At 61.0% G+C, this 19,168-nt stretch carries 17 protein-coding genes and 1 riboswitch; of the genes, 9 read left to right on the forward strand and 8 right to left on the reverse strand.

What is annotated here, in order from left to right; genetic code table 11:
• Positions 1-58: 58 nt before the first annotated feature.
• On the reverse strand, positions 59-274 hold the full coding sequence (gene rpsU / locus ACSBQQ_RS20385; protein ID WP_001144069.1) for a 30S ribosomal protein S21: 216 nt from the start codon (positions 272-274) through the stop codon (positions 59-61).
• Positions 275-599: 325 nt separating this feature from the next.
• Here rpsU and tsaD point away from each other — a divergent pair, with 325 nt between their 5' ends.
• A complete protein-coding gene (gene tsaD / locus ACSBQQ_RS20390) occupies positions 600-1,613 on the forward strand; it encodes a tRNA (adenosine(37)-N6)-threonylcarbamoyltransferase complex transferase subunit TsaD (RefSeq protein WP_033649054.1) in 1,014 nt (337 codons plus the stop codon).
• 30 nt (positions 1,614-1,643) lie between these two features.
• Here the strand turns inward: tsaD and plsY are convergent, their stop codons facing one another.
• Entirely contained in the window at positions 1,644-2,282 is a 639-nt protein-coding gene (gene plsY / locus ACSBQQ_RS20395; RefSeq protein ID WP_033636078.1) for a glycerol-3-phosphate 1-O-acyltransferase PlsY, read from the reverse strand.
• Between the two features lie 107 nt (positions 2,283-2,389).
• On the opposite strand from plsY, the gene folB reads away from it, so the two are divergent.
• Together folB and bacA are read left to right on the forward strand one after the other, a co-directional pair.
• Complete coding sequence (gene folB / locus ACSBQQ_RS20400) at positions 2,390-2,749, forward strand: bifunctional dihydroneopterin aldolase/7,8-dihydroneopterin epimerase (protein WP_033636077.1); 360 nt, start codon at positions 2,390-2,392, stop codon at positions 2,747-2,749.
• Positions 2,750-2,885: 136 nt separating this feature from the next.
• The gene (bacA, locus tag ACSBQQ_RS20405; protein WP_033649055.1) at positions 2,886-3,710 is read left to right on the forward strand and encodes an undecaprenyl-diphosphate phosphatase; all 825 of its coding nucleotides are present in this window, start codon (positions 2,886-2,888) and stop codon (positions 3,708-3,710) included.
• 39 nt (positions 3,711-3,749) lie between these two features.
• Here bacA and ACSBQQ_RS20410 read toward each other — a convergent pair whose 3' ends face one another.
• Positions 3,750-4,994 (reverse strand): multifunctional CCA addition/repair protein, encoded by a 1,245-nt coding sequence (locus tag ACSBQQ_RS20410; RefSeq protein WP_033649056.1) that lies wholly within the window; start codon positions 4,992-4,994, stop codon positions 3,750-3,752.
• 122 nt (positions 4,995-5,116) lie between these two features.
• Positions 5,117-5,737, reverse strand: a complete 621-nt coding sequence (locus ACSBQQ_RS20415) for a TIGR04211 family SH3 domain-containing protein (protein WP_019453078.1) — start codon at positions 5,735-5,737, stop codon at positions 5,117-5,119.
• A gap of 278 nt (positions 5,738-6,015) precedes the next feature.
• Between ACSBQQ_RS20415 and ACSBQQ_RS20420 the strand changes: the two genes are divergently transcribed.
• The 3 genes from ACSBQQ_RS20420 to hldE all read left to right on the forward strand — a co-directional run bounded on the left by ACSBQQ_RS20420 (position 6,016) and on the right by hldE (position 11,714).
• Positions 6,016-7,323 (forward strand): inorganic triphosphatase, encoded by a 1,308-nt coding sequence (locus ACSBQQ_RS20420; RefSeq protein ID WP_039569348.1) that lies wholly within the window; start codon positions 6,016-6,018, stop codon positions 7,321-7,323.
• Positions 7,324-7,368: 45 nt separating this feature from the next.
• Complete coding sequence (gene glnE / locus ACSBQQ_RS20425) at positions 7,369-10,206, forward strand: bifunctional [glutamate--ammonia ligase]-adenylyl-L-tyrosine phosphorylase/[glutamate--ammonia-ligase] adenylyltransferase (protein WP_060428864.1); 2,838 nt, start codon at positions 7,369-7,371, stop codon at positions 10,204-10,206.
• Positions 10,207-10,283: 77 nt separating this feature from the next.
• Complete coding sequence (gene hldE, locus ACSBQQ_RS20430; protein WP_033649059.1) at positions 10,284-11,714, forward strand: bifunctional D-glycero-beta-D-manno-heptose-7-phosphate kinase/D-glycero-beta-D-manno-heptose 1-phosphate adenylyltransferase HldE; 1,431 nt, start codon at positions 10,284-10,286, stop codon at positions 11,712-11,714.
• 58 nt (positions 11,715-11,772) lie between these two features.
• Here hldE and ubiK read toward each other — a convergent pair whose 3' ends face one another.
• Positions 11,773-12,048 carry a ubiquinone biosynthesis accessory factor UbiK gene (gene ubiK / locus ACSBQQ_RS20435; RefSeq protein ID WP_033654817.1) on the reverse strand — a complete coding sequence of 92 codons (276 nt, stop codon included), beginning with the start codon at positions 12,046-12,048 and terminating at the stop codon, positions 11,773-11,775.
• Between the two features lie 147 nt (positions 12,049-12,195).
• Positions 12,196-12,356: riboswitch (FMN riboswitch) on the forward strand.
• Between the two features lie 109 nt (positions 12,357-12,465).
• Between ubiK and ribB the strand changes: the two genes are divergently transcribed.
• Positions 12,466-13,119: a 3,4-dihydroxy-2-butanone-4-phosphate synthase gene (gene ribB, locus ACSBQQ_RS20440; RefSeq protein ID WP_033636071.1), complete on the forward strand. Its 654-nt coding sequence runs from the start codon at positions 12,466-12,468 to the stop codon at positions 13,117-13,119.
• A gap of 53 nt (positions 13,120-13,172) precedes the next feature.
• On the opposite strand, the gene ACSBQQ_RS20445 is transcribed toward ribB, so the two are convergent.
• Positions 13,173-14,705 carry an alkaline phosphatase gene (locus ACSBQQ_RS20445; RefSeq protein WP_043148023.1) on the reverse strand — a complete coding sequence of 511 codons (1,533 nt, stop codon included), beginning with the start codon at positions 14,703-14,705 and terminating at the stop codon, positions 13,173-13,175.
• Between the two features lie 323 nt (positions 14,706-15,028).
• Between ACSBQQ_RS20445 and ygiD the strand changes: the two genes are divergently transcribed.
• Positions 15,029-15,811: a 4,5-DOPA dioxygenase extradiol gene (gene ygiD, locus ACSBQQ_RS20450; protein ID WP_033649061.1), complete on the forward strand. Its 783-nt coding sequence runs from the start codon at positions 15,029-15,031 to the stop codon at positions 15,809-15,811.
• Positions 15,812-15,858: 47 nt separating this feature from the next.
• Here the strand turns inward: ygiD and ACSBQQ_RS20455 are convergent, their stop codons facing one another.
• Together ACSBQQ_RS20455 and ACSBQQ_RS20460 are read right to left on the reverse strand one after the other, a co-directional pair.
• Positions 15,859-17,019 (reverse strand): glutathionylspermidine synthase family protein, encoded by a 1,161-nt coding sequence (locus ACSBQQ_RS20455; protein ID WP_033649062.1) that lies wholly within the window; start codon positions 17,017-17,019, stop codon positions 15,859-15,861.
• 3 nt (positions 17,020-17,022) lie between these two features.
• Positions 17,023-17,685 (reverse strand): DUF1190 family protein, encoded by a 663-nt coding sequence (locus ACSBQQ_RS20460; protein ID WP_015379087.1) that lies wholly within the window; start codon positions 17,683-17,685, stop codon positions 17,023-17,025.
• A gap of 353 nt (positions 17,686-18,038) precedes the next feature.
• Between ACSBQQ_RS20460 and ACSBQQ_RS20465 the strand changes: the two genes are divergently transcribed.
• Positions 18,039-19,139, forward strand: coding sequence for a glycerol dehydrogenase (locus ACSBQQ_RS20465; RefSeq protein ID WP_033649063.1), 1,101 nt, complete (start codon positions 18,039-18,041; stop codon positions 19,137-19,139).
• Positions 19,140-19,168 lie beyond the last annotated feature (29 nt).

Raw genomic sequence — 19,168 nt, forward strand, 5'->3', positions numbered from 1 at the left:
CTCGGTCTGCGCGATTTTGAAAATCAGAAATTCACGCGGTGGGGTTGCCCCCGAAGAATTAATACAGACGAGTGCGGCGTGCGTTTTCGCGAGCCAGTTTCTTCGCGTGACGTTTCACAGCAGAAGCTTTAGCGCGTTTACGTTCGGTAGTTGGTTTTTCATAAAACTCACGACGACGAACTTCAGCTAAAACACCCGCTTTTTCGCAAGAGCGTTTGAAACGACGCAGAGCAACGTCAAATGGCTCGTTTTCACGTACTTTAATTACCGGCATGTGCCTCTCACCTCAATAAAATTCGGTTTGCTGCTGGCCAAGCGCCAGCCTTTTCAAAATGGTGCGGAATTTTACTCCAATGGATGCTGCTTTGTAAAGCACCACAGCAAATTGAAACCCGCGTCGCTCTGCCGCAACGTGCGCAATTTTGCACCGGGCGCTGATTATAGACTAATCAGAAAAAAATGCTCGTGTTTAATCGCCTGGGCATTTTCTGGATGAATCATCGACATAGGTGCGAGCCGGTGACAAGATGCGCCGCGCTGGCGGTAAATACGGCGGAATGTGGTAGACTGGCGGCCGCACGTGAATGATGGGAAATGTAATGCGAGTACTGGGTATAGAAACGTCCTGCGATGAAACCGGAATTGCAGTGTATGACGATCAAACCGGTTTGTTGGCCAACCAATTATACAGCCAGGTGAAGCTGCACGCCGACTACGGCGGCGTGGTGCCGGAACTGGCCTCCCGCGATCACGTGCGCAAAACCGTGCCGCTGATTCAGGCGGCGCTGAAAGAGGCCAACCTGACCCCGGCCGACATCGACGGCGTGGCCTACACCGCCGGGCCGGGTCTGGTGGGGGCGCTGCTGGTCGGCGCGACCGTCGGGCGCGCGCTGGCGTTCGCCTGGAACGTGCCGGCGGTGCCGGTGCACCATATGGAAGGCCACCTGCTGGCACCGATGCTGGAAGACAATCCGCCGGCATTCCCGTTCGTCGCGCTGCTGGTCTCCGGCGGCCACACCCAGCTGATCAGCGTCACCGGCATCGGTGAGTATGAGCTGCTGGGCGAGTCGATCGACGACGCGGCCGGCGAAGCGTTCGACAAGACCGCCAAGCTGCTCGGCCTGGATTATCCCGGCGGGCCGATGCTGTCGAAGATGGCGCAGCAGGGCACGGCGGGGCGCTTCACCTTCCCGCGGCCGATGACCGATCGTCCGGGGCTGGACTTCAGTTTCTCCGGGCTGAAAACCTTCGCCGCCAACACCATCCGCTCCAACGGCAACGATGATCAGACGCGTGCCGACATCGCCCGCGCCTTCGAGGATGCGGTGGTGGATACGCTGGCGATCAAATGCAAACGCGCGCTGGAGCAGACCGGCTTCAAGCGCCTGGTGATGGCCGGCGGCGTAAGCGCCAACCGCACGCTGCGCACCAAACTGGCGGAGATGATGCATAAACGCGGTGGGGAAGTGTTCTATGCCCGCCCGGAATTTTGCACCGACAACGGTGCGATGATCGCCTATGCCGGCATGGTGCGCCTGAAGAGCGGCGCCAACCCGGAGCTGAGCGTTTCGGTGCGGCCGCGCTGGCCGCTGGCGGAATTGCCTGCGGTATAAAACAAAGGGCCGGATTATCCGGCCCTTCTGCTATTCGTCTTTCGGCTGGTCGCCGTTATCCGCGTCGTTTTTCTTCTTGCGCAGCTTGCCCCAGATCTTGCCTTCCTGGCCGCGCCACAGGCGCTGAATATTGTCGTGATGCCGCATCAGGATCAGGCAGGAGAGCATCGCTACCGGGAAGGTGAACTGCGGTTTGAACCACCAGACGTAGAACGGGGCGATCAGCGCGCTGACGATGGCGCCGAGCGAAGAGTAACCGCTGAGCAGCACCGTCAACAGCCAGGTACCGGTCATCAGGCCGGTCAGATCCCAGCCGATAGGCGCGATGGCGCCAAATGCCGTCGCCACGCCTTTACCGCCGCGGAAGTGGAAGAACACCGGATAGATGTGCCCCAGACAGGCGGCGATCGCCGTCAGGCCGAGGTACAGCGGCGGCACATCGAGTTTGTAGGCCAGCCAGACCGGCAGCATCCCTTTCAGAATATCGAACACCAGCACCGCCGCCGCCGCCAGCCGGCCGCCGATGCGCAGGACGTTGGTCGCCCCGGGGTTTCCTGAGCCATGTTCACGCGGATCCGGCAGCCTGGCGATCCGGCAAACCAGGATCGCACTGGAAATCGAGCCGCACAGATACGCGAAGATAATCATGCCAAGCGCGGTAGCACTCATAACGCGGTTCCGTTTAATAATGGTCGTTTTACTCGCAACATCCATGGATAATACGCACATTCCGCTGGAAGTGGTATCCGGCAAGGCCAAAAACAGAGAATGACGTGATGGATATCGTATTTATTGAAGAGCTTACCGTAATTACCACCATTGGCGTTTATGAGTGGGAACAGGGCATTCGTCAGAAGCTGGTGTTCGATATCGAAATGGGCTGGGATAACCGGCCGGCCGCCGCCAGCGACGACGTAACTGACTGTCTGAGCTATGCCGACGTCAGCGACGCCGTGATCCGGCACGTTGAATCGAACCGGTTCGCGCTGGTGGAACGCGTGGCGGAGGAAATATCCGAAATTTTGCTTCAGCGCTTCAATTCCCCGTGGGTCCGTATTAAGGTCAGCAAACCGGGCGCTGTAGCACATGCCAATCGGGTCGGCGTGATCATTGAGCGCGGCACTCGTCCCGCATGATTTTATGTCATCTGCTTGCAACGAAAGACCGTTAAGCTGGTCTTAATCCTGAGAATTGTTTTAGCGGCATTGTTTTTAAGCACTGCCGCTTTTTTATGTTTATGTTAGTCGCAAATTTATGGGGTGAGCGAAGCACATGACGGACATGCATTCACTGTTTATTGCGTTTGTTCTTGGGGTTGTCGAGGGATTAACCGAATTTCTGCCGGTGTCTTCCACCGGGCATATGATCATTGTTGGCGAGTGGCTGGGCTTTACCGGCGACAAAGCCAAGACCTTTGAAGTCATCATCCAACTGGGGTCGATCCTGGCGGTGGTAGTGATGTTCTGGCGCCGGTTGTTCGGCCTGATCGGCATCCATTTCGGCGGCAAGCCGGTGGAGCACGAGGGCAAAACCCACGGCCGGCTGAAGCTGGGGCACATCCTGTTGGGGATGATCCCGGCGGTGGTGCTGGGGTTGATATTCCACGATGTCATTAAATCGCTGTTCGCGCCGAAAAACGTGATGTACGCGTTGGTGGTCGGCGGCCTGCTGCTGTTGACGGCGGAATGGCTGAAGCCGAAGAAGCCGCGTGCGGAAGGGCTGGATGACATCACCTACCGGCAGGCGTTTTTGATCGGTTGCTTCCAGTGCCTGGCGCTGTGGCCGGGCTTCTCCCGTTCGGGAGCGACCATCGCCGGTGGCATGCTGGTGGGCGTAAACCGCTATGCGGCGTCCGAATTTTCATTCATCCTGGCGGTGCCGATGATGATAGGCGCCAGCGGCCTGGATCTATACAAGAGCCTGCACTTCCTGACCTGGGGCGACCTGCCGATGTTCGCCGTCGGTTTCGTTACTGCCTTCGTGGTGGCGCTGATTGCGATCAAGACCTTCCTGTCGCTGATTAAACGCATCTCGTTCGTGCCGTTCGCCATCTACCGCTTTATCGTGGCGGCCGTGGTTTACATGGTGTTCCTGTAAGTCCGATGCCAGGAAAAAACCCCGCTCCGCGGGGTTTTTTTATGCCTGATCGTTGAGGATGGTTTGATTGAGCTTCCAGTCGGCCAGCGCCTGCTGGCGACGGCGTTTGAGCTCGTCGCGGATCGCGGTGCCCTGCAGCCCGCTGGCTACCACTTCTTTAATAGATACCGCGTTCGCCACCTGATACGCCTGGCGCAGATAGTCGCCCTGCGGATAAGGATTCTCCTCAAAGCCGGTGCGGCCGCGCGCATCCGCTTCGCTGGTCAGGATCATCTGCTCCAGCCGTTGCGGTTTGCGCCAGACGTCGATGGCGTCGAACAGCTTCAACAGGGTCTCCGGACGCAGCTTGTTCACGGTGTGGATCAAATCATGGTACTCGGCCACCAGCTTGCTCAAATCCCGTACCGGGTTGGGCACCCGCAGCCGCTGGCACAGCGCTTCGACTAGCCGCACGCCCGCCGGGCCGTGGCCGTGGTGATGCGGCCAGAACTCTTTCGGCGTCAACCCTTTGCCGAGATCGTGGCACAGGGTGGCGAAGCGCACGTCCACCTCCGGCGTGAGGCGGGCGGCAATCGCCAACGCCATCAGCGTGTGTACGCCGGTGTCGATCTCCGGGTGCCACTTGGCGGGAGCCGGCACGCCGAACAGCGCGTCAATTTCCGGGAACAGCACCGCCAGCGCACCGCAATCGCGCAGCACCTGAAAATAGACCTGCGGGCTCTGGCTTTGCAGCGCCTTTTCGGTTTCCTTCCAGACGCGTTCGGCGGTCAGCGCGGCCAGTTCACCGCTGTGCGCCATCTGGCGCATCAGGGCGAGCGTTTCGTCGGCGATGCGAAAACCCAGATGGGCGAAGCGAGCATTGAATCGCGCCACGCGCAGTACGCGCAGCGGATCTTCGCCGAACGCGTCGGAAACGTGGCGCAGCACGCGCGCCTGCAGATCGGCCACGCCGCCGTAAGGATCAATCAGCTCTCCTTCGGCGGAGCGGGCGATGGCGTTGATGGTCAGATCGCGCCGCAGCAGATCTTCTTCCAGCGTCACGTCCGGCGCGGCATAGCAGGTAAAACCGGTGTACCCCTGGCCGGATTTGCGCTCGGTGCGCGCCAGCGCGTACTCCTCGTGGGAGTCGGGGTTGAGGAACACCGGAAAATCTTTACCGACCTGCTGGTAGCCCAACGCCAGCAGCTCTGCCGGCGTGGCGCCCACCACCACCCAATCATGATCGACCACCGGAATATTGAGCAGGCTGTCGCGAACGGCGCCGCCGACCAGATAAATCTGCACTGTTGACTCCTGAATATCGTGTAAGGCTCTGTCTATCAGATTACATGAATTGGCCGCGGGATGTCGGCGCCAATGACAAGGGCGCCCGCAGGCGCCCATACTCAAACTGAACGATACTGAGATCAGTTCATCCAGCGGTTGTTGTTCTTGCGGCGCGGGATCAGGTGCGGCAACAGCAGGCCCAGCAGCAAACCGACGCCGGCGACGCCGCCGCCGTACATGAACCACTGCAGGATAATGGTGCGCTGCTTGTCGTCGAGCTGCAGGTTAACGGCGTTGACCTTCTTCTGCGCGACCACCAGCTGGTTTTTCAGATCCTGGTTTTCCTTCTGCAGGCTGCTGATGGTGCTGTCGCTGCCCGCGACTTTTTCCTGCATTTCCGAGGTACGCTGGTTCCAGGTGTTGTCGATGTTGGCCAGCTTGTCGGTCAGGGTTTTCACCTGCTGTTCCAGCTCGGGCACGCGGGTGCGCAGGCTTGGCGTCTGGCTGAGCTGGTCGAGCGGGATCCAGGTGGTACGGCCTTTCGGATCGCGGATCTGGCCGTAGTTGGTGCTGTCGTTGACGCTCAGCAGGGTCACTTCTTCACCGGCGTTGAGAGTGCCGACAATACGGTACTGATTACCTGGGCCGCTATGGACGTAAGTGCTTAACTCATCGGAGATATAGCGTTTATCTTCGGCATGTGCGGCCCAAGTGATGCTGAAGCTCAGCGCGGCAAGGCAAATCAGGCGTAATTTCTGCATTAGTTCATCGTTTCTGGGTGAATTTATGGAACGATAGTAGAGGGTTCAGTCTGACGACGCAACGCCAAAACCGGAATGAGAACTATCTTACTGTGGCTGATTCTGTGAGTTGCGCAGTGTTTTATAACGTAACAGGTTTTTTCTACAGTTAGCAGGGTTAAGGCGCCGGGAATCGCGGTAAGATAACGGCAACTGTGCGTCAGTGGGCAGCATACGGCGGGCCGAATGCGCCGCGCTGAAACCGACGTGAATGCATAACTTATTGGTGTTAAAGAATTATGACCGTTGAAATTGAACTGAAATTCATCGCCGCGCCGCAAGCGGTGGCCGCTCTGCCACACTGGCTCGCCGCCTGGCCGCATCAGCATTCCGCGCCGCAAAAACTGACCAACATCTACTTCGAAACGGCCGACAACTTCCTGCGCCGTCACGACATGGGGCTGCGCATTCGCGGTTTCGACGATCGCTATGAGATGACCATCAAAACCGCCGGTAAAGTGGTGGGCGGCCTGCACCAGCGCCCGGAATACAATGTCGCTATCGCCGAGCCGCAGCTGGCGTTGGCGCAGTTTCCTGCCGACATTTGGCCGCAGGATTGCGATATCGCAGCGTTGCAGCAGGCGTTGCAACCGCTGTTCCGTACCGATTTCGTGCGTGAGAAGTGGGTGGTTACTTACGGCCAAAGCGAGATAGAGATTGGCCTGGATCAGGGCGAGGTGCGCGCCGGTGATCTCAGCGAAGCCTTGAGCGAGATCGAGCTGGAGCTGCTGAAAGGCAATACCGCCGATCTGCTGGCGTTGGCCGGTGAGCTGGCGGCGCACGACGGGCTGCGTCAGGGCAGCCTGAGCAAGGCGGCGCGCGGTTACCACCTGGCGCAGGGCAATCCGCCGCGTGAGGTGCGCCCGCTGCGGGTGCTGAAGCCGGCGGCGAAGGCGACCGTCGAACAGGGGATGATCGCCGCCTTCGAGCTGGCGCTGAGCCACTGGCAGTACCATGAAGAGCTGTGGCTGCGCGGCGACGCGCAGGCGCGCGCTTCGGTGATTGAGGCGGTCGGCACGATCCGCCAGGCGCTGGTGATCTTCGGCGGCCTGGTGCCGCGCAAGGCCAGCGCCGATCTGCGCGCCCGCCTGACCGAGCTCGAGCCGCTGTTGGCGGACAAAGCCGCGCAACCAGAGAGCCTGTGCTACAGCGCGGCCTACCTGCAATGTAAGTTGGCGCTCACATCATGGCTGGTGAGCGGCGCCTGGCGGCCGTTTATTGACGCCAAAGGGCAGGCCAAGCTGGACGGTTCTTTCAAACGCTTCAGCGACATCATGCTGGGGCGCAGCGGCGCGGAGCTGAAAGAGGCCTTCAGCCGTACGCTGAACGAAGATGAATATCAGGAACAATTGCCGCGCCTGACGCGTCAGATTTCGGCGCTGGTCCTGCTGTCGGGCGCCTACCCCGACGAGCAGACCGGCCCTTATATCGAGGCCTGGCGCGAACTGCAGGCGGCGCTGAGCGAGCGCCGTCAGGGCTGGTATGAAGCCAGCCGCAAACAGGCCTTATCGCATGCGCCATTCTGGTTAAACGGCGCGCTTCGTTAATCAAGCCGGCCCGCCAGCCGTGGGCCGCAGAACGGGTCATACACTATGTCGCCACTTTCAGCCGCGTTACAGGCTCAGGCACAGCAGGTTGTGCAGCGTTTTCAGGAAGTTCACGGCGCGGACAGCGCCTTTAGCGAGCAGGAGCAGTGGGTGCTGGCGTCGAGCGACTTCGTCAGCGACGCACTGCTCGCCCAGCCGGCCTGGCTGGCGACGCTGCGCGAACAGCCGCCGGCGCCCGGTGAGTGGCAACACTATGCCGCCTGGCTGCAGGACGAGCTGGAAGAGGTGCGCGATGAGGCGCAACTGATGCGCACGCTGCGTCTGTTTCGCCGTGAAACGCTGGTGCGCATTGCCTGGGCGCAGGCGCAGGGGCTGTGTTCGACCGAAGAAACGCTACTGCAGCTGAGCGGGCTGGCGGAGACGCTGATCGTCAGCGCGCGCGACTGGCTGTACCAAACCTGTTGCCGCGAGTGGGGCACGCCGTGCAACGCCGCCGGTGAACCGCAGCCGCTGCTGATCCTCGGCATGGGCAAGCTGGGCGGCGGCGAGCTGAATTTCTCGTCGGATATCGATCTGATCTTCGCCTACCCGGAAAACGGCCAGACCCAGGGCGGGCGGCGCGAGCTGGACAATGCCCAGTTCTTCACCCGCCTGGGCCAGCGGCTGATCAAGGCGCTGGATCAGCAGACCATCGACGGCTTCGTCTATCGCGTCGACATGCGGCTGCGGCCGTTCGGCGACAGCGGCCCATTGGTGATGAGCTTCGCGGCGCTGGAAGACTACTATCAGGAGCAGGGGCGCGACTGGGAGCGCTATGCGATGGTGAAGGCGCGCCTGATGGGCGGCGCGGAAGACGCCTACAGCCAGGAGCTGCGCAAAACGCTGCGGCCGTTCGTGTTCCGCCGCTATATCGATTTCAGCGTCATCCAGTCTTTGCGCAACATGAAGGGCATGATCGCCCGTGAAGTGCGGCGGCGCGGCCTGAAGGACAACATCAAGCTGGGCGCCGGCGGCATTCGCGAAATCGAATTCATCACCCAGGTATTTCAGCTGATCCGCGGCGGCCGTGAGCCGGCGCTGCAGGGGCGTTCGCTGCTGCCGACGCTGCAGGCGGTGGGTGAGCTGGGGCTGCTGGAGGCCGAGCAGGTGCGGGCGCTGAGCGCCGCCTACCTGTTCCTGCGGCGGCTGGAGAATCTGCTGCAGGCGATCGGCGATCAGCAAACCCAGACGCTGCCGCAGGATGCGCTCGACCAGGCGCGGCTGGCCTACGGCATGGGGCTGGCGGATTGGCCGGCGCTGATGGCGACGCTGGAGGTGCACATGCAGGCGGTGCGGGCGGTGTTCGACGATCTGATCGGCGACGATAGCCCGGATATCGGCGAAGATCCCGACTACCAGCACTATCACAGCCTGTGGCAGGACGCGCTGGAGGAAAACGAGCTGGCGCCGCTGACGCCGCACCTGGACGAAGAGGGGCGCCGACAGATGCTGCGCACCATCGCCGATTTCCGCCATGATGTCGACAAGCGCACCATCGGCCCGCGCGGCCGCGACGTGCTCGATCAGCTGATGCCGCGCCTGCTGGCGGAGGTGTGCCCGCGCCAGGACGCGCCGACCGCGCTGGTGCGGCTGGCGCAGCTGCTGCTCAGCATCGTCACCCGCACCACTTACCTCGAGCTGCTGGTGGAGTACCACGCGGCGCTCAGCCATCTGATCCGTCTGTGCGCCGCTTCGCCGATGGTTGCCAACCAGCTGTCGCGCTACCCGCTGTTGCTGGACGAACTGCTGGATCCGGCCACGCTGTATCAGCCGGTGGCGCTGGACGCCTACCGCAGCGAGCTGCGCCAGTACCTGCTGCGGGTGCCGGAAGACGACGAAGAGCAAAAGCTGGAGGCGCTGCGCCAGTTCAAACAGGCGCAGCAGCTGCGCATCGCCGCAGCGGATATCGCTGGCGCGCTGCCGGTGATGAAAGTGAGCGACCACCTGACTTATCTGGCGGAGGCGATCATCGACGCGGTGGTGCAACAGGCCTGGAGCGACATGGTGGCGCGCTACGGCCAGCCGACCCATCTGCAGGAGCGCGAAGGGCGCGGCTTTGCGGTGATCGGCTACGGCAAGCTGGGCGGCTGGGAGCTGGGTTACAGTTCCGATCTCGATCTGGTGTTCCTGCTGGATTGCCCGCCGGAGGTGATGACCGACGGCGATCGCTGCATCGACGGCCGCCAGTTCTACCTGCGGCTGGCGCAGCGGGTGATGCATCTGTTCAGCACCCGCACTTCCTCCGGCATTCTGTATGAGGTGGACGCGCGTCTGCGGCCTTCCGGCGCCGCGGGGATGCTGGTCAGCACCGTCGAGGCGTTCGCCGATTACCAGCAAAACGAAGCCTGGACCTGGGAGCATCAGGCTCTGGTGCGCGCGCGCATCGTGCACGGCGACCCGGCGCTGCACCAGCAGTTCGACGCGATTCGGCGCGAAATCCTGTGCAAAACGCGTGATGCGGAGACCCTGAAGCGCGAAGTGCGCGAGATGCGCGAAAAGATGCGCAACCATCTCGGCAACAAGCAGCGCGATCTGTTTGATATCAAAACCGATGAGGGCGGCATTACCGACATCGAATTTATCGCCCAATATCTGGTCTTACGCTATGCGCCGGATGAACCGCGGCTGACGCGTTGGTCAGACAACGTGCGCATCTTCGAGCTGATGGCCAATTACGACATCATGCCGGAAGAGGAGGCGCGCGCGCTGATCCAGGCCTATGTCACCATGCGCGACGAGATCCACCATCTGGCGCTGCAGGAGCATTCCGGCAAGGTCGGCAGCGAGCTGTTCACCGCCGAGCGCGAGCAGGTGCGCGCCAGCTGGGCCAAATGGCTGGATTAATACCTTTTTGCGGGTATTCCGGCGGTCTGTGGTAATATCTGCGCCACTAAAATTTTGTTCTTTTTTGGAGTTATCGGATGAAAGTTACGCTGCCTGATTTTCGCCGCGCCGGTGTGCTGGTGGTCGGTGACGTCATGTTGGATCGCTATTGGTATGGGCCGACCAGCCGCATTTCACCGGAAGCCCCGGTGCCGGTGGTCAAGGTCGACACCATCGAAGAGCGTCCCGGCGGCGCGGCTAACGTGGCGATGAACATCGCTTCGCTGGGCGCCAATTCCCGCCTGGTGGGCCTGACCGGCATCGACGATGCGGCGCGGGCGCTGAGCGCCAAGCTGAATGAAGTCAACGTGCGCTGCGACTTCGTCTCGGTGCCGACCCATCCGACCATCACCAAGCTGCGCGTGCTGTCGCGCAACCAGCAACTGATCCGTCTCGACTTCGAAGAAGGCTTCTCCAACGTCGATCCGCAGCCGATGCTGGAGCGCATTCAGCAGGCGCTGCCGCAGATCGGCGCGCTGGTGCTGTCCGATTACGCCAAGGGCGCGCTCAGCCAGGTGCAGGGCATGATCCAACTGGCGCGCGCCGCCAAGGTGCCGGTGCTGATCGACCCAAAAGGCTCTGACTTCGAACGCTATCGCGGCGCGACGCTGCTGACGCCGAACCTGTCCGAGTTCGAAGCGGTGGTGGGCCACTGCAAGGATGAGGCGGAACTGGTGGAACGCGGCATGAAGCTGGTGGCGGATTTTGAGCTGTCGGCGCTGTTGGTCACCCGTTCCGAACACGGCATGACGCTGCTGCAGCCAGGCGTTGAGCCGCTGCACCTGCCGACCCAGGCGCAGGAAGTGTTCGATGTGACCGGCGCGGGCGACACCGTGATCGGCGTATTGGCCGCTTCGCTGGCCGCCGGCAATTCGCTGGAAGAGTCCTGCTTCCTGGCCAACGCCGCCGCCGGCGTGGTGGTGGGCAAGCTCGGTACCTCTACCGTGTCGCCAATCGAGCTGGAAAACGCGGTGCGCGGCCGGGCCGAAACCGGCTTTGGCGTGATGACCGAAGCGCAGTTGAAAACCGCTGTTGCTCAGGCGCGTCAGCGCGGCGAGAAAGTGGTGATGACCAACGGCATTTTCGACATTTTGCACGCCGGCCACGTCTCCTATCTGGCCAACGCCCGCAAGCTGGGCGACCGCCTGATCGTGGCGGTGAACAGCGACGCCTCGACCAAACGCCTGAAAGGGGAAAAACGCCCGGTCAACGCGCTGGAGAATCGCATGATCGTGCTGGGCGCGCTGGAAGCGGTGGATTGGGTGGTGCCGTTCGAAGAGGACACGCCGCAGCGCTTGATCGCCGACATTCTGCCGGATCTGCTGGTGAAAGGCGGCGATTACAAACCGGAAGAGATTGCCGGCAGTGCGGAAGTGTGGGCCAACGGCGGCGATGTCAAAGTGTTGAACTTTGAAGACGGGCTGTCGACCACCAACATCATCAAAGCGATCAAAGACGGGCGCGGCTAACGCCGGGCGACCGAAAGAACAGGGGCGCGCGGTTCAGGTGCGCGCCCTTGGCGGGAATTTATTCGTCTTCCTGCTTGGCTGCCGGCGCCGCGCTCAGCTTGCTTTCCAGCTCGGCCAGGCGCTGTTCCAACAGCGCCAGCTTCTCGCGGGTGCGCAACAGCACCTGAGTCTGCACGTCGAACTCTTCGCGGTTAACCAAATCCAGGCGGGTCAGCTGCGACTGCAGGACCTGACGGATTTTTTTCTCAACGTCTTCCCCGAATTCACGAACGCCTTTAGGCATGGACTCATGAACCTGGCGTGCGATTTGTTCGATTTTTTTCGGGTCAATCATGGCGTATCCCTTTCAGAGTTTAATTGCTGCCGCTTAGTGTAATGCGAGTTGCCCGCCGGATAAACACCATTAAGCGCATTCGCCGCGCGTGGCCGAATTGTGCTTTTGCCAATTGCCCTGTCTACCCATTAGCGTTATAGTCATCCTGCTTATTCTCAGGGCGGGGTGAAAGTCCCCACCGGCGGTAAATCACCTTCTACGGTGAAAGCCCGCGAGCGCTCAGCCAGCCTGTCAGGGCCGGTTAGAGGTCAGCAGATCCGGTGCAATTCCGGGGCCGACGGTTATAGTCCGGATGGGAGAGAGTAACGGTATCTGCCGGGCTTGCGCCCGCTTGCGTTATTTTTTTAGCTATTGCTAGCTACTCCTCAAGATCGCCCTGGTTCTGGTAATCCATAATTTTTAATGAGGTTTTTTACCATGAATCAGACGCTACTTTCAGACTTCGGCACGCCGACAGAACGCGTTGAACGCGCGATCGACGCACTGCGCAACGGGCGCGGCGTAATGGTGCTCGATGATGAAAACCGTGAAAACGAAGGTGACATGATCTTCGCCGCGGAAACCATGACCGTTGAGCAGATGGCGCTGACCATTCGCCACGGTAGCGGTATCGTGTGCCTGTGCATCACCGAAGAACGCCGTCAGCAGCTTGAGCTGCCGATGATGGTGACCAACAACTCCAGCCAATTCCAGACCGCCTTCACCGTGACCATCGAAGCGGCGCAGGGCGTGACCACCGGGGTTTCCGCTTCCGATCGCCTGACCACCATCCGTGCGGCGGTGGCAGACAGCGCCAAGCCGAGCGACCTGAACCGTCCGGGCCACGTGTTCCCGCTGCGCGCGCAGCCGGGCGGCGTGCTGAGCCGTCGCGGCCACACCGAAGCGACCATCGATCTGGTTTCCATGGCCGGTTTCAAACCTGCCGGCGTGCTGTGTGAGCTGACCAACGACGATGGCAGCATGGCGCACGCGCCGGAAGTGATCGCCTTCGCCAAACAGCACGACATGGTGGTGCTGACCATCGAAGATCTGGTGGCCTACCGCCAGGCGCACGAGAAAAAGGCCAGCTGATAGCCGGTCGCTTTCAACGATAAAAAAAGCCGCGTAACGCGGCTTTTTTGTATCTACCGTTCTGACAGGCGTTCGCCGATGCGGCTGGCGTAATTCATCACGTGGAAGGTGTAGTTCTCTTCCACCGTACCCTGGAACAGATGGGCCCAGGGGCCGATGGCGTAGATGCCGAGATCTTCCCCGCCGTGGGTCTCGCTTTTCAGCGGCACCAGCGCCGGCTGAATAAAGTCGGGCGCGGTGGCCTGTTCCATGGTCAATGTCGGGCGTTCGGTCAGCGGGATCGTGCCGCCGGGGCCATTGGCGAAGCCGACGGTGGTGTAAGGCTTGCCGTCGCTGCCCAGCCGCGGTTTGCCGTCGACGCCGACGGAAATGCCGAGGATAGGATTACCCCGCTTGGCATAGCCGGCGATGGTCAATGTGTGGCTGTGATCGCCGGTCACGATCACCAGGGTTTCCTCCAGGTTGACCTTGTCGACGATGGTTTTCACCGCCTCGTTCAGGGCGACCGCGTCGCTCAGCGTACGGTAGGCGTTACCGTTGTGGCTACCGTGATCGATGCGTCCGCCCTCCACCAACAGCAGATAGCCTTCGGGATTCCTGGCCAGAATATCGATGGCCTTGCCGGTCATTTCTGCCAGCGAAGGCTCTCCCGCCGCGTCTTGCCGCCGATCGTGCTCGAAGTTCATGTGCGACGGCTCGAACAGGGCCAGCAGATGATCGATCTTACCCGGTTCGATTTTGTCGAACTGCGCCTGATTCCAGACGTATTGCCCACGCTCGCCATAGCGTTGCAGCCAGGCCTGCGTCAGATCGCGGCCATCCTTTCTGGCGCCTTTCTTGCCGGGGTATTCCGGATCGCTCACGCTATCGGGCAGGAAGTTGGCGCGCCCGCCGCCCATTGCCACGTTAAGGCCGTCGCCGTACTTCATTTCCACCAGCTGGCGCGCGATATCGCGGCAGCCTGCGGCCAGAGCCGCTGCCGGCATTTTGGCGTCGGATTCCCAATCGCGGTTGGCGATATGGGCATAGGTCGCGCCCGGCGTGGCGTGGGTGATGGTGGCGGTCGTCACGGCGCCGGTGGCCATGCCGAGCGTTGCGGCCATCTCCCACAGCGTGGTGACGGTCTTGGTTTGCTGATCCTCGCAATTGTTGAGGGTGGCCGTATGGTTGAGGCCCATCAGATCGTTGATGGTTTTGACGCCGGTGGTCATCGCCACCGCGCTGGGCGCGGAGTCGGTGATTTGGGCGTCGGCGGAGTAGGTTTTGGCCGCCGCCAGATAGGGGAAGGCCTCCCAGGCCAGCACGTTGGATTCGCCGTCCACGCCGCGCTGCTGCCCTTCAAAAATGCGGGCGGCGGTCACGGTGGAAAACCCCATGCCGTCGCCGACCACCAGAATGACGTTTTTGGCGCGGTTGGTGTTTGGCGTCTGTTTCAGCCGCTGTTGCAGCTGAGCTTGCGCCTGAAGGAAGTAAGGATCTTCGCGCTGCGTCAGCTGCGCGTTGTCCGCCGCGCCGGCGGTGGCCGTCCAGCCGGTGAGCAAGGATATGGAAAGCGCCAGGCGGGTTGCCAGTGTGAGTCTGAACATGAATTCCTCCTTGGTGAGACGTAATTCCCATCGCGCGGCGGGGTTGCCTGCTACCCGTCGGCAGAGGAGGAGTGTATAGATCGTGTTAACAAAAAATACATAAATTATTCACAAATTAGATCTGTGTGGCAGTAATGTCATGGCATTCACTGATCTTATTAATCTATTGAAATATATTAATTTTTTATCTTTCTGTCTGCCGGCGCATTCCTCCGCTTTTAATTCAAATTTATTGAATATCTTCATCACGGTTATCCGGCTGTGTTGGCGCGGCAAAGCGCGTAATGTAGCGGCATAGCACAATTTGAACTAAGGATCTCCCTATGAACACCTCTCGTATGCCGGCACTGTTTCTTGGCCACGGTAGCCCGATGAACGTGCTGGAAGACAACCGCTACACCCGGGCATGGCGTGCGTTGGGTGAGTCATTGCCGCGCCCGAAGGCGATCGTGGCGGTTTCCGCGCATTGGTATACCCGCGGCACTGCGGTCACCGCGATGGAAAAACCCAAAACCATTCACGACTTCGGCGGGTTCCCGCAGGCGCTGTTTGATACCCGTTATCCGGCGCCGGGCTCTCCCGCGCTGGCTGCGCAGCTGCAGCAAGTGTTGGCGCCGGTGCCGGTGACGGCCGATCTCGGCGAGTGGGGGTTGGATCACGGAACCTGGGGCGTGTTGATCAAGATGTACCCCAATGCTGACATCCCGGTGGTGCAGCTCAGCGTCGACGGCACGCAGCCGGCGGCCTATCACTATGAGCTGGGGCGCAAACTGGCGGCGCTGCGCGATGAGGGGGTGATGATCGTCGCCAGCGGCAACGTGGTGCACAACCTGCGCATGGTGAAATGGCAGGGCGATACCAGCGCCTACCCGTGGGCGGAATCGTTCAATAACTTTGTCCGGGATAACCTGCGTTATCGGGGCGATAACCATCCGCTGGTGGATTTCATGCGCCATGAGGGGGCAGCGCTGTCGAATCCGACGCCGGAACACTATCTGCCGTTGCTGTACGTGCTTGGCGGCTGGGATGGCAAAGAGGCCATCAGCGTGCCGATCGACGGTATCGAAATGGGAGCGCTGAGCATGCTGTCGGTGCAGGTGGGCTAAAGAAAAAACGCCAGTCAGAGACTGGCGTTTTGGTCTCGGCGGGGCTATCAGCCGAGGATGGTGTGCGGATAGAAGCGCGACAGATCCTGCGTGATCAGTTCGCGATCTTCGCGCAGGCCAATGCCGCAAGGTTGATCGTTCACCAGCCAACTGCCGATCAGCGTGTAGCTGTCTTCGAACTTCGGCAGCGGATGGAACTGCTGCACGATCATGCCCTCTTCGCCGTATGGCCCATCGACGCGCGCCACTTCCTGACCGTTTTCGACGATCTGAATGTTCGCGCCTTCGCGTGAGAACAGCGGCTTGGTGACGTAATGATCCATCGGCGGATGATCGTCTTGCGCGAAATAAGCCGGCAACAGATTCGGGTGGTTCGGGAACATTTCCCACAGCAGCGGCAGCAGCGCTTTGTTGGAGATGATGCTCTTCCAGGCCGGCTCCAGCCAGCGCACGCCGGCGTCTTCCAGCTTGGTGGAGAACATCTCGCGCAGCATGAATTCCCACGGGTAGAGCTTGAACAGGTTGCCGATCACCTGATCCTGCAGATCGGTAAACTGGCCTTTCTCGCCGAGGCCAATCTCTTCCATGAACAGGAACTCGGTCGGCAGACCGGCTTCCTGCGCGCAGTCCTGCAGATATTGCACCGTGCCGCGATCTTCTTCGCTGTCCTGGCAGCACGCCAGGTGTAACAGGCCGAAGCCGTGATGCGCTTTCAGCTCGGCGAAACGCTCGATCAGCTTCTCCTGCAGGCTGTTGTACTGATCCGATTCCGGATCCAACTTGCCGGCGTTGATCTGGTCTTCCAGCCACAGCCACTGGAAGAAGGCCGCCTCATACAGCGAGGTTGGCGTATCGGCGTTGTTCTCCAGCAGCTTCGGCGGGTTGACACCGTCGTAGGCCAGATCGAGACGCGAATACAGCGACGGCTGATTGGTGCGCCACGAACTGCGCACGAACTCCCAAGTGTGTTTCGGGATGCAGAACTTGGCCATCAGCTCGTCGCTGCCGACCACTTTTTCCACCACCTGCAGACACATCTGGTGCAGCTCGGCGGTGGCGCTTTCGATCTCTTCAATCTGCGCCAGCGTGAACTGGTAATAGGCGTCTTCACACCAGTACGGCTCGCCGTACATGGTGTGGAAACGGAAACCGAACTCGGTTGCTTTTTCACGCCAGTCCGGGCGCTCGGTAATAGCAATACGTTTCATGCATCAACCGCCCATGCTGCGAGAGCCGGAGTTGGAGGTGGCGCTGCTGCGCTGCATGCTGGTCTGCTTGGCTACGGTCTCGCCGAAGCCGCCGCGGGTCACGGTGTTGGTGACTGCAGGCTTCGGCGCCATGGCGGTTTTCGGCACCGTCATGGTGCGGCCGCCGGCGGTGGCCGGGCCGTAGCTCTTGCCGCTGGCGTCGACAAACTTGCCGTTCGCCGGGCTGGCGGCGTTCTTGGAGGTGAACAGCGGCTGCTGCGCGAAGCCGGAACCGCCCATCAGGCGGCCCATCATGTAGCCCGCCATCAGCGGCATCCAGAAGCTGCCGCTGCTTTGCGATTCCGCCGCCATGCCGGCCTGTGCCGGCGCCTGGGTGCACTGCGCTTCGCCGAACTCGGCGACGCAGTCTTCGCGGGTGGCGTATTTCGGCGCGGTTTTCGCCGCTTCCTTCAGGGCATTGTTGTAGGAGGTGGTGCACTGCTCGCTCATCGAAGGATTGGCGCGCGAACAGTCATCGGCATTCTGATACAGGGAGACCGTTTCATCGCTCTTCTCACAGCCGGCCAGCATAAAGACGGCGCTGATCGCCAAAGCCACGGGCGCGACACGGTAGCTGCGCCAGGATTTGCGGAACGTCTCTTGGTTGATGTTTTTTGTCCGTTTCATCGTTATCAATCCCATCATGCGGGCTGTTTTCGCCCTTTCCCAGTAGTGGCGCTAAGGATAGGGGAAACATGGTCAAAATTAAAGCTGAAACGCCCGCAGAATCGACTCTTTACGCAGTTATACGTTGGGGTGTGCGCCAGTTCGCTTTCGCGGCGAAAAAACGCGCGTTGGCGTTTCATCATGAAACGTTGTCGCTATGATGATGTTCCATAATGGAACAAAAATCGCGAGGCTCGCCAGGCGGGCGGCGGGCGCTCATAGTCGAAGCACAACAACAAGCCGGCGGCGAAGTCGGCGCGTCATCACCTGATATCTGAACGTTACCATCGCCAACTCCCTACAAGGATCCGGTTATGTTGAGAATCATCCAGTCACCAGGCAAATATATTCAGGGCGCCAATGCGCTGGCCGCCGTCGGCGAATACGCCAAATCCCTCGCCGATCATTACCTGGTGATCGCCGACGACTTCGTGATGCAGCTGGCGGGCGACACCCTAATGGGCAGCCTGCAGCAGCACGGCGTGAAACATCATGCGGCGCGCTTCAACGGCGAATGCTGCCGCAAGGAGATAGACCGGCTCGGCCATGAGCTGCAGGCTCACGGCTGCCGCGGCGTGATCGGCGTCGGCGGCGGCAAGACGCTCGACACCGCCAAGGCCGTGGCGCACTACCAACAGCTGCCGGTGGTGCTCATTCCCACCATCGCCTCCACCGATGCGCCGACCAGCGCGCTGTCGGTTCTCTACACCGAACAGGGCGAATTCGCCGAGTACCTGATTTACCCGCGCAACCCGGACATGGTGGTGATGGACAGCGCCATCATCGCCAAAGCGCCGGTGCGTCTGCTGGTGGCCGGCATGGGCGACGCGCTTTCCACCTATTTCGAGGCGCAGGCCTGCTTCGACGCCCAGGCCACCAGCATGGCCGGCGGCAAATCGACGCTGGCGGCGCTCAGCCTGGCGCGGCTGTGTTATGACACGCTGCTGGCGGAAGGGGTGAAAGCCAAACTGGCGGTCGAGGCCGGCGTGGTGACGGAAGCGGTGGAACGCATCATTGAGGCCAATACCTATCTGAGCGGCATCGGCTTCGAGAGCAGTGGGCTGGCGGCGGCGCACGCCATTCACAACGGTTTTACCGTGCTCGAAGAGTGCCACCACCTGTATCACGGCGAGAAAGTGGCGTTCGGCACCCTGGCGCAGCTGGTACTGCAGAACAGCCCGATGGCGCAGATTGAAACCGTGCTGGCGTTTTGTCATGGCATCGGCCTGCCGATCACGCTGGCGCAGATGGGCGTCACCGGCGATGCGGCGGCGAAGATGATGGCGGTGGCCGAAGCCAGCTGCGCAGCCGGCGAAACCATTCACAACATGCCGTTCAAGGTTACACCCGCGGGCGTGCAGGCGGCGATCCTGACGGCGGATCGGCTGGGCGCCGCCTGGCTGCAGCGTCATTGATATCGTTGGGGCGCGGTGCGCCGCGCCCC

The sequence above is a fragment of the Serratia sp. G204Y genome, from assembly GCF_051172435.1.
GTDB classification, from domain to species: domain Bacteria; phylum Pseudomonadota; class Gammaproteobacteria; order Enterobacterales; family Enterobacteriaceae; genus Serratia; species Serratia sarumanii.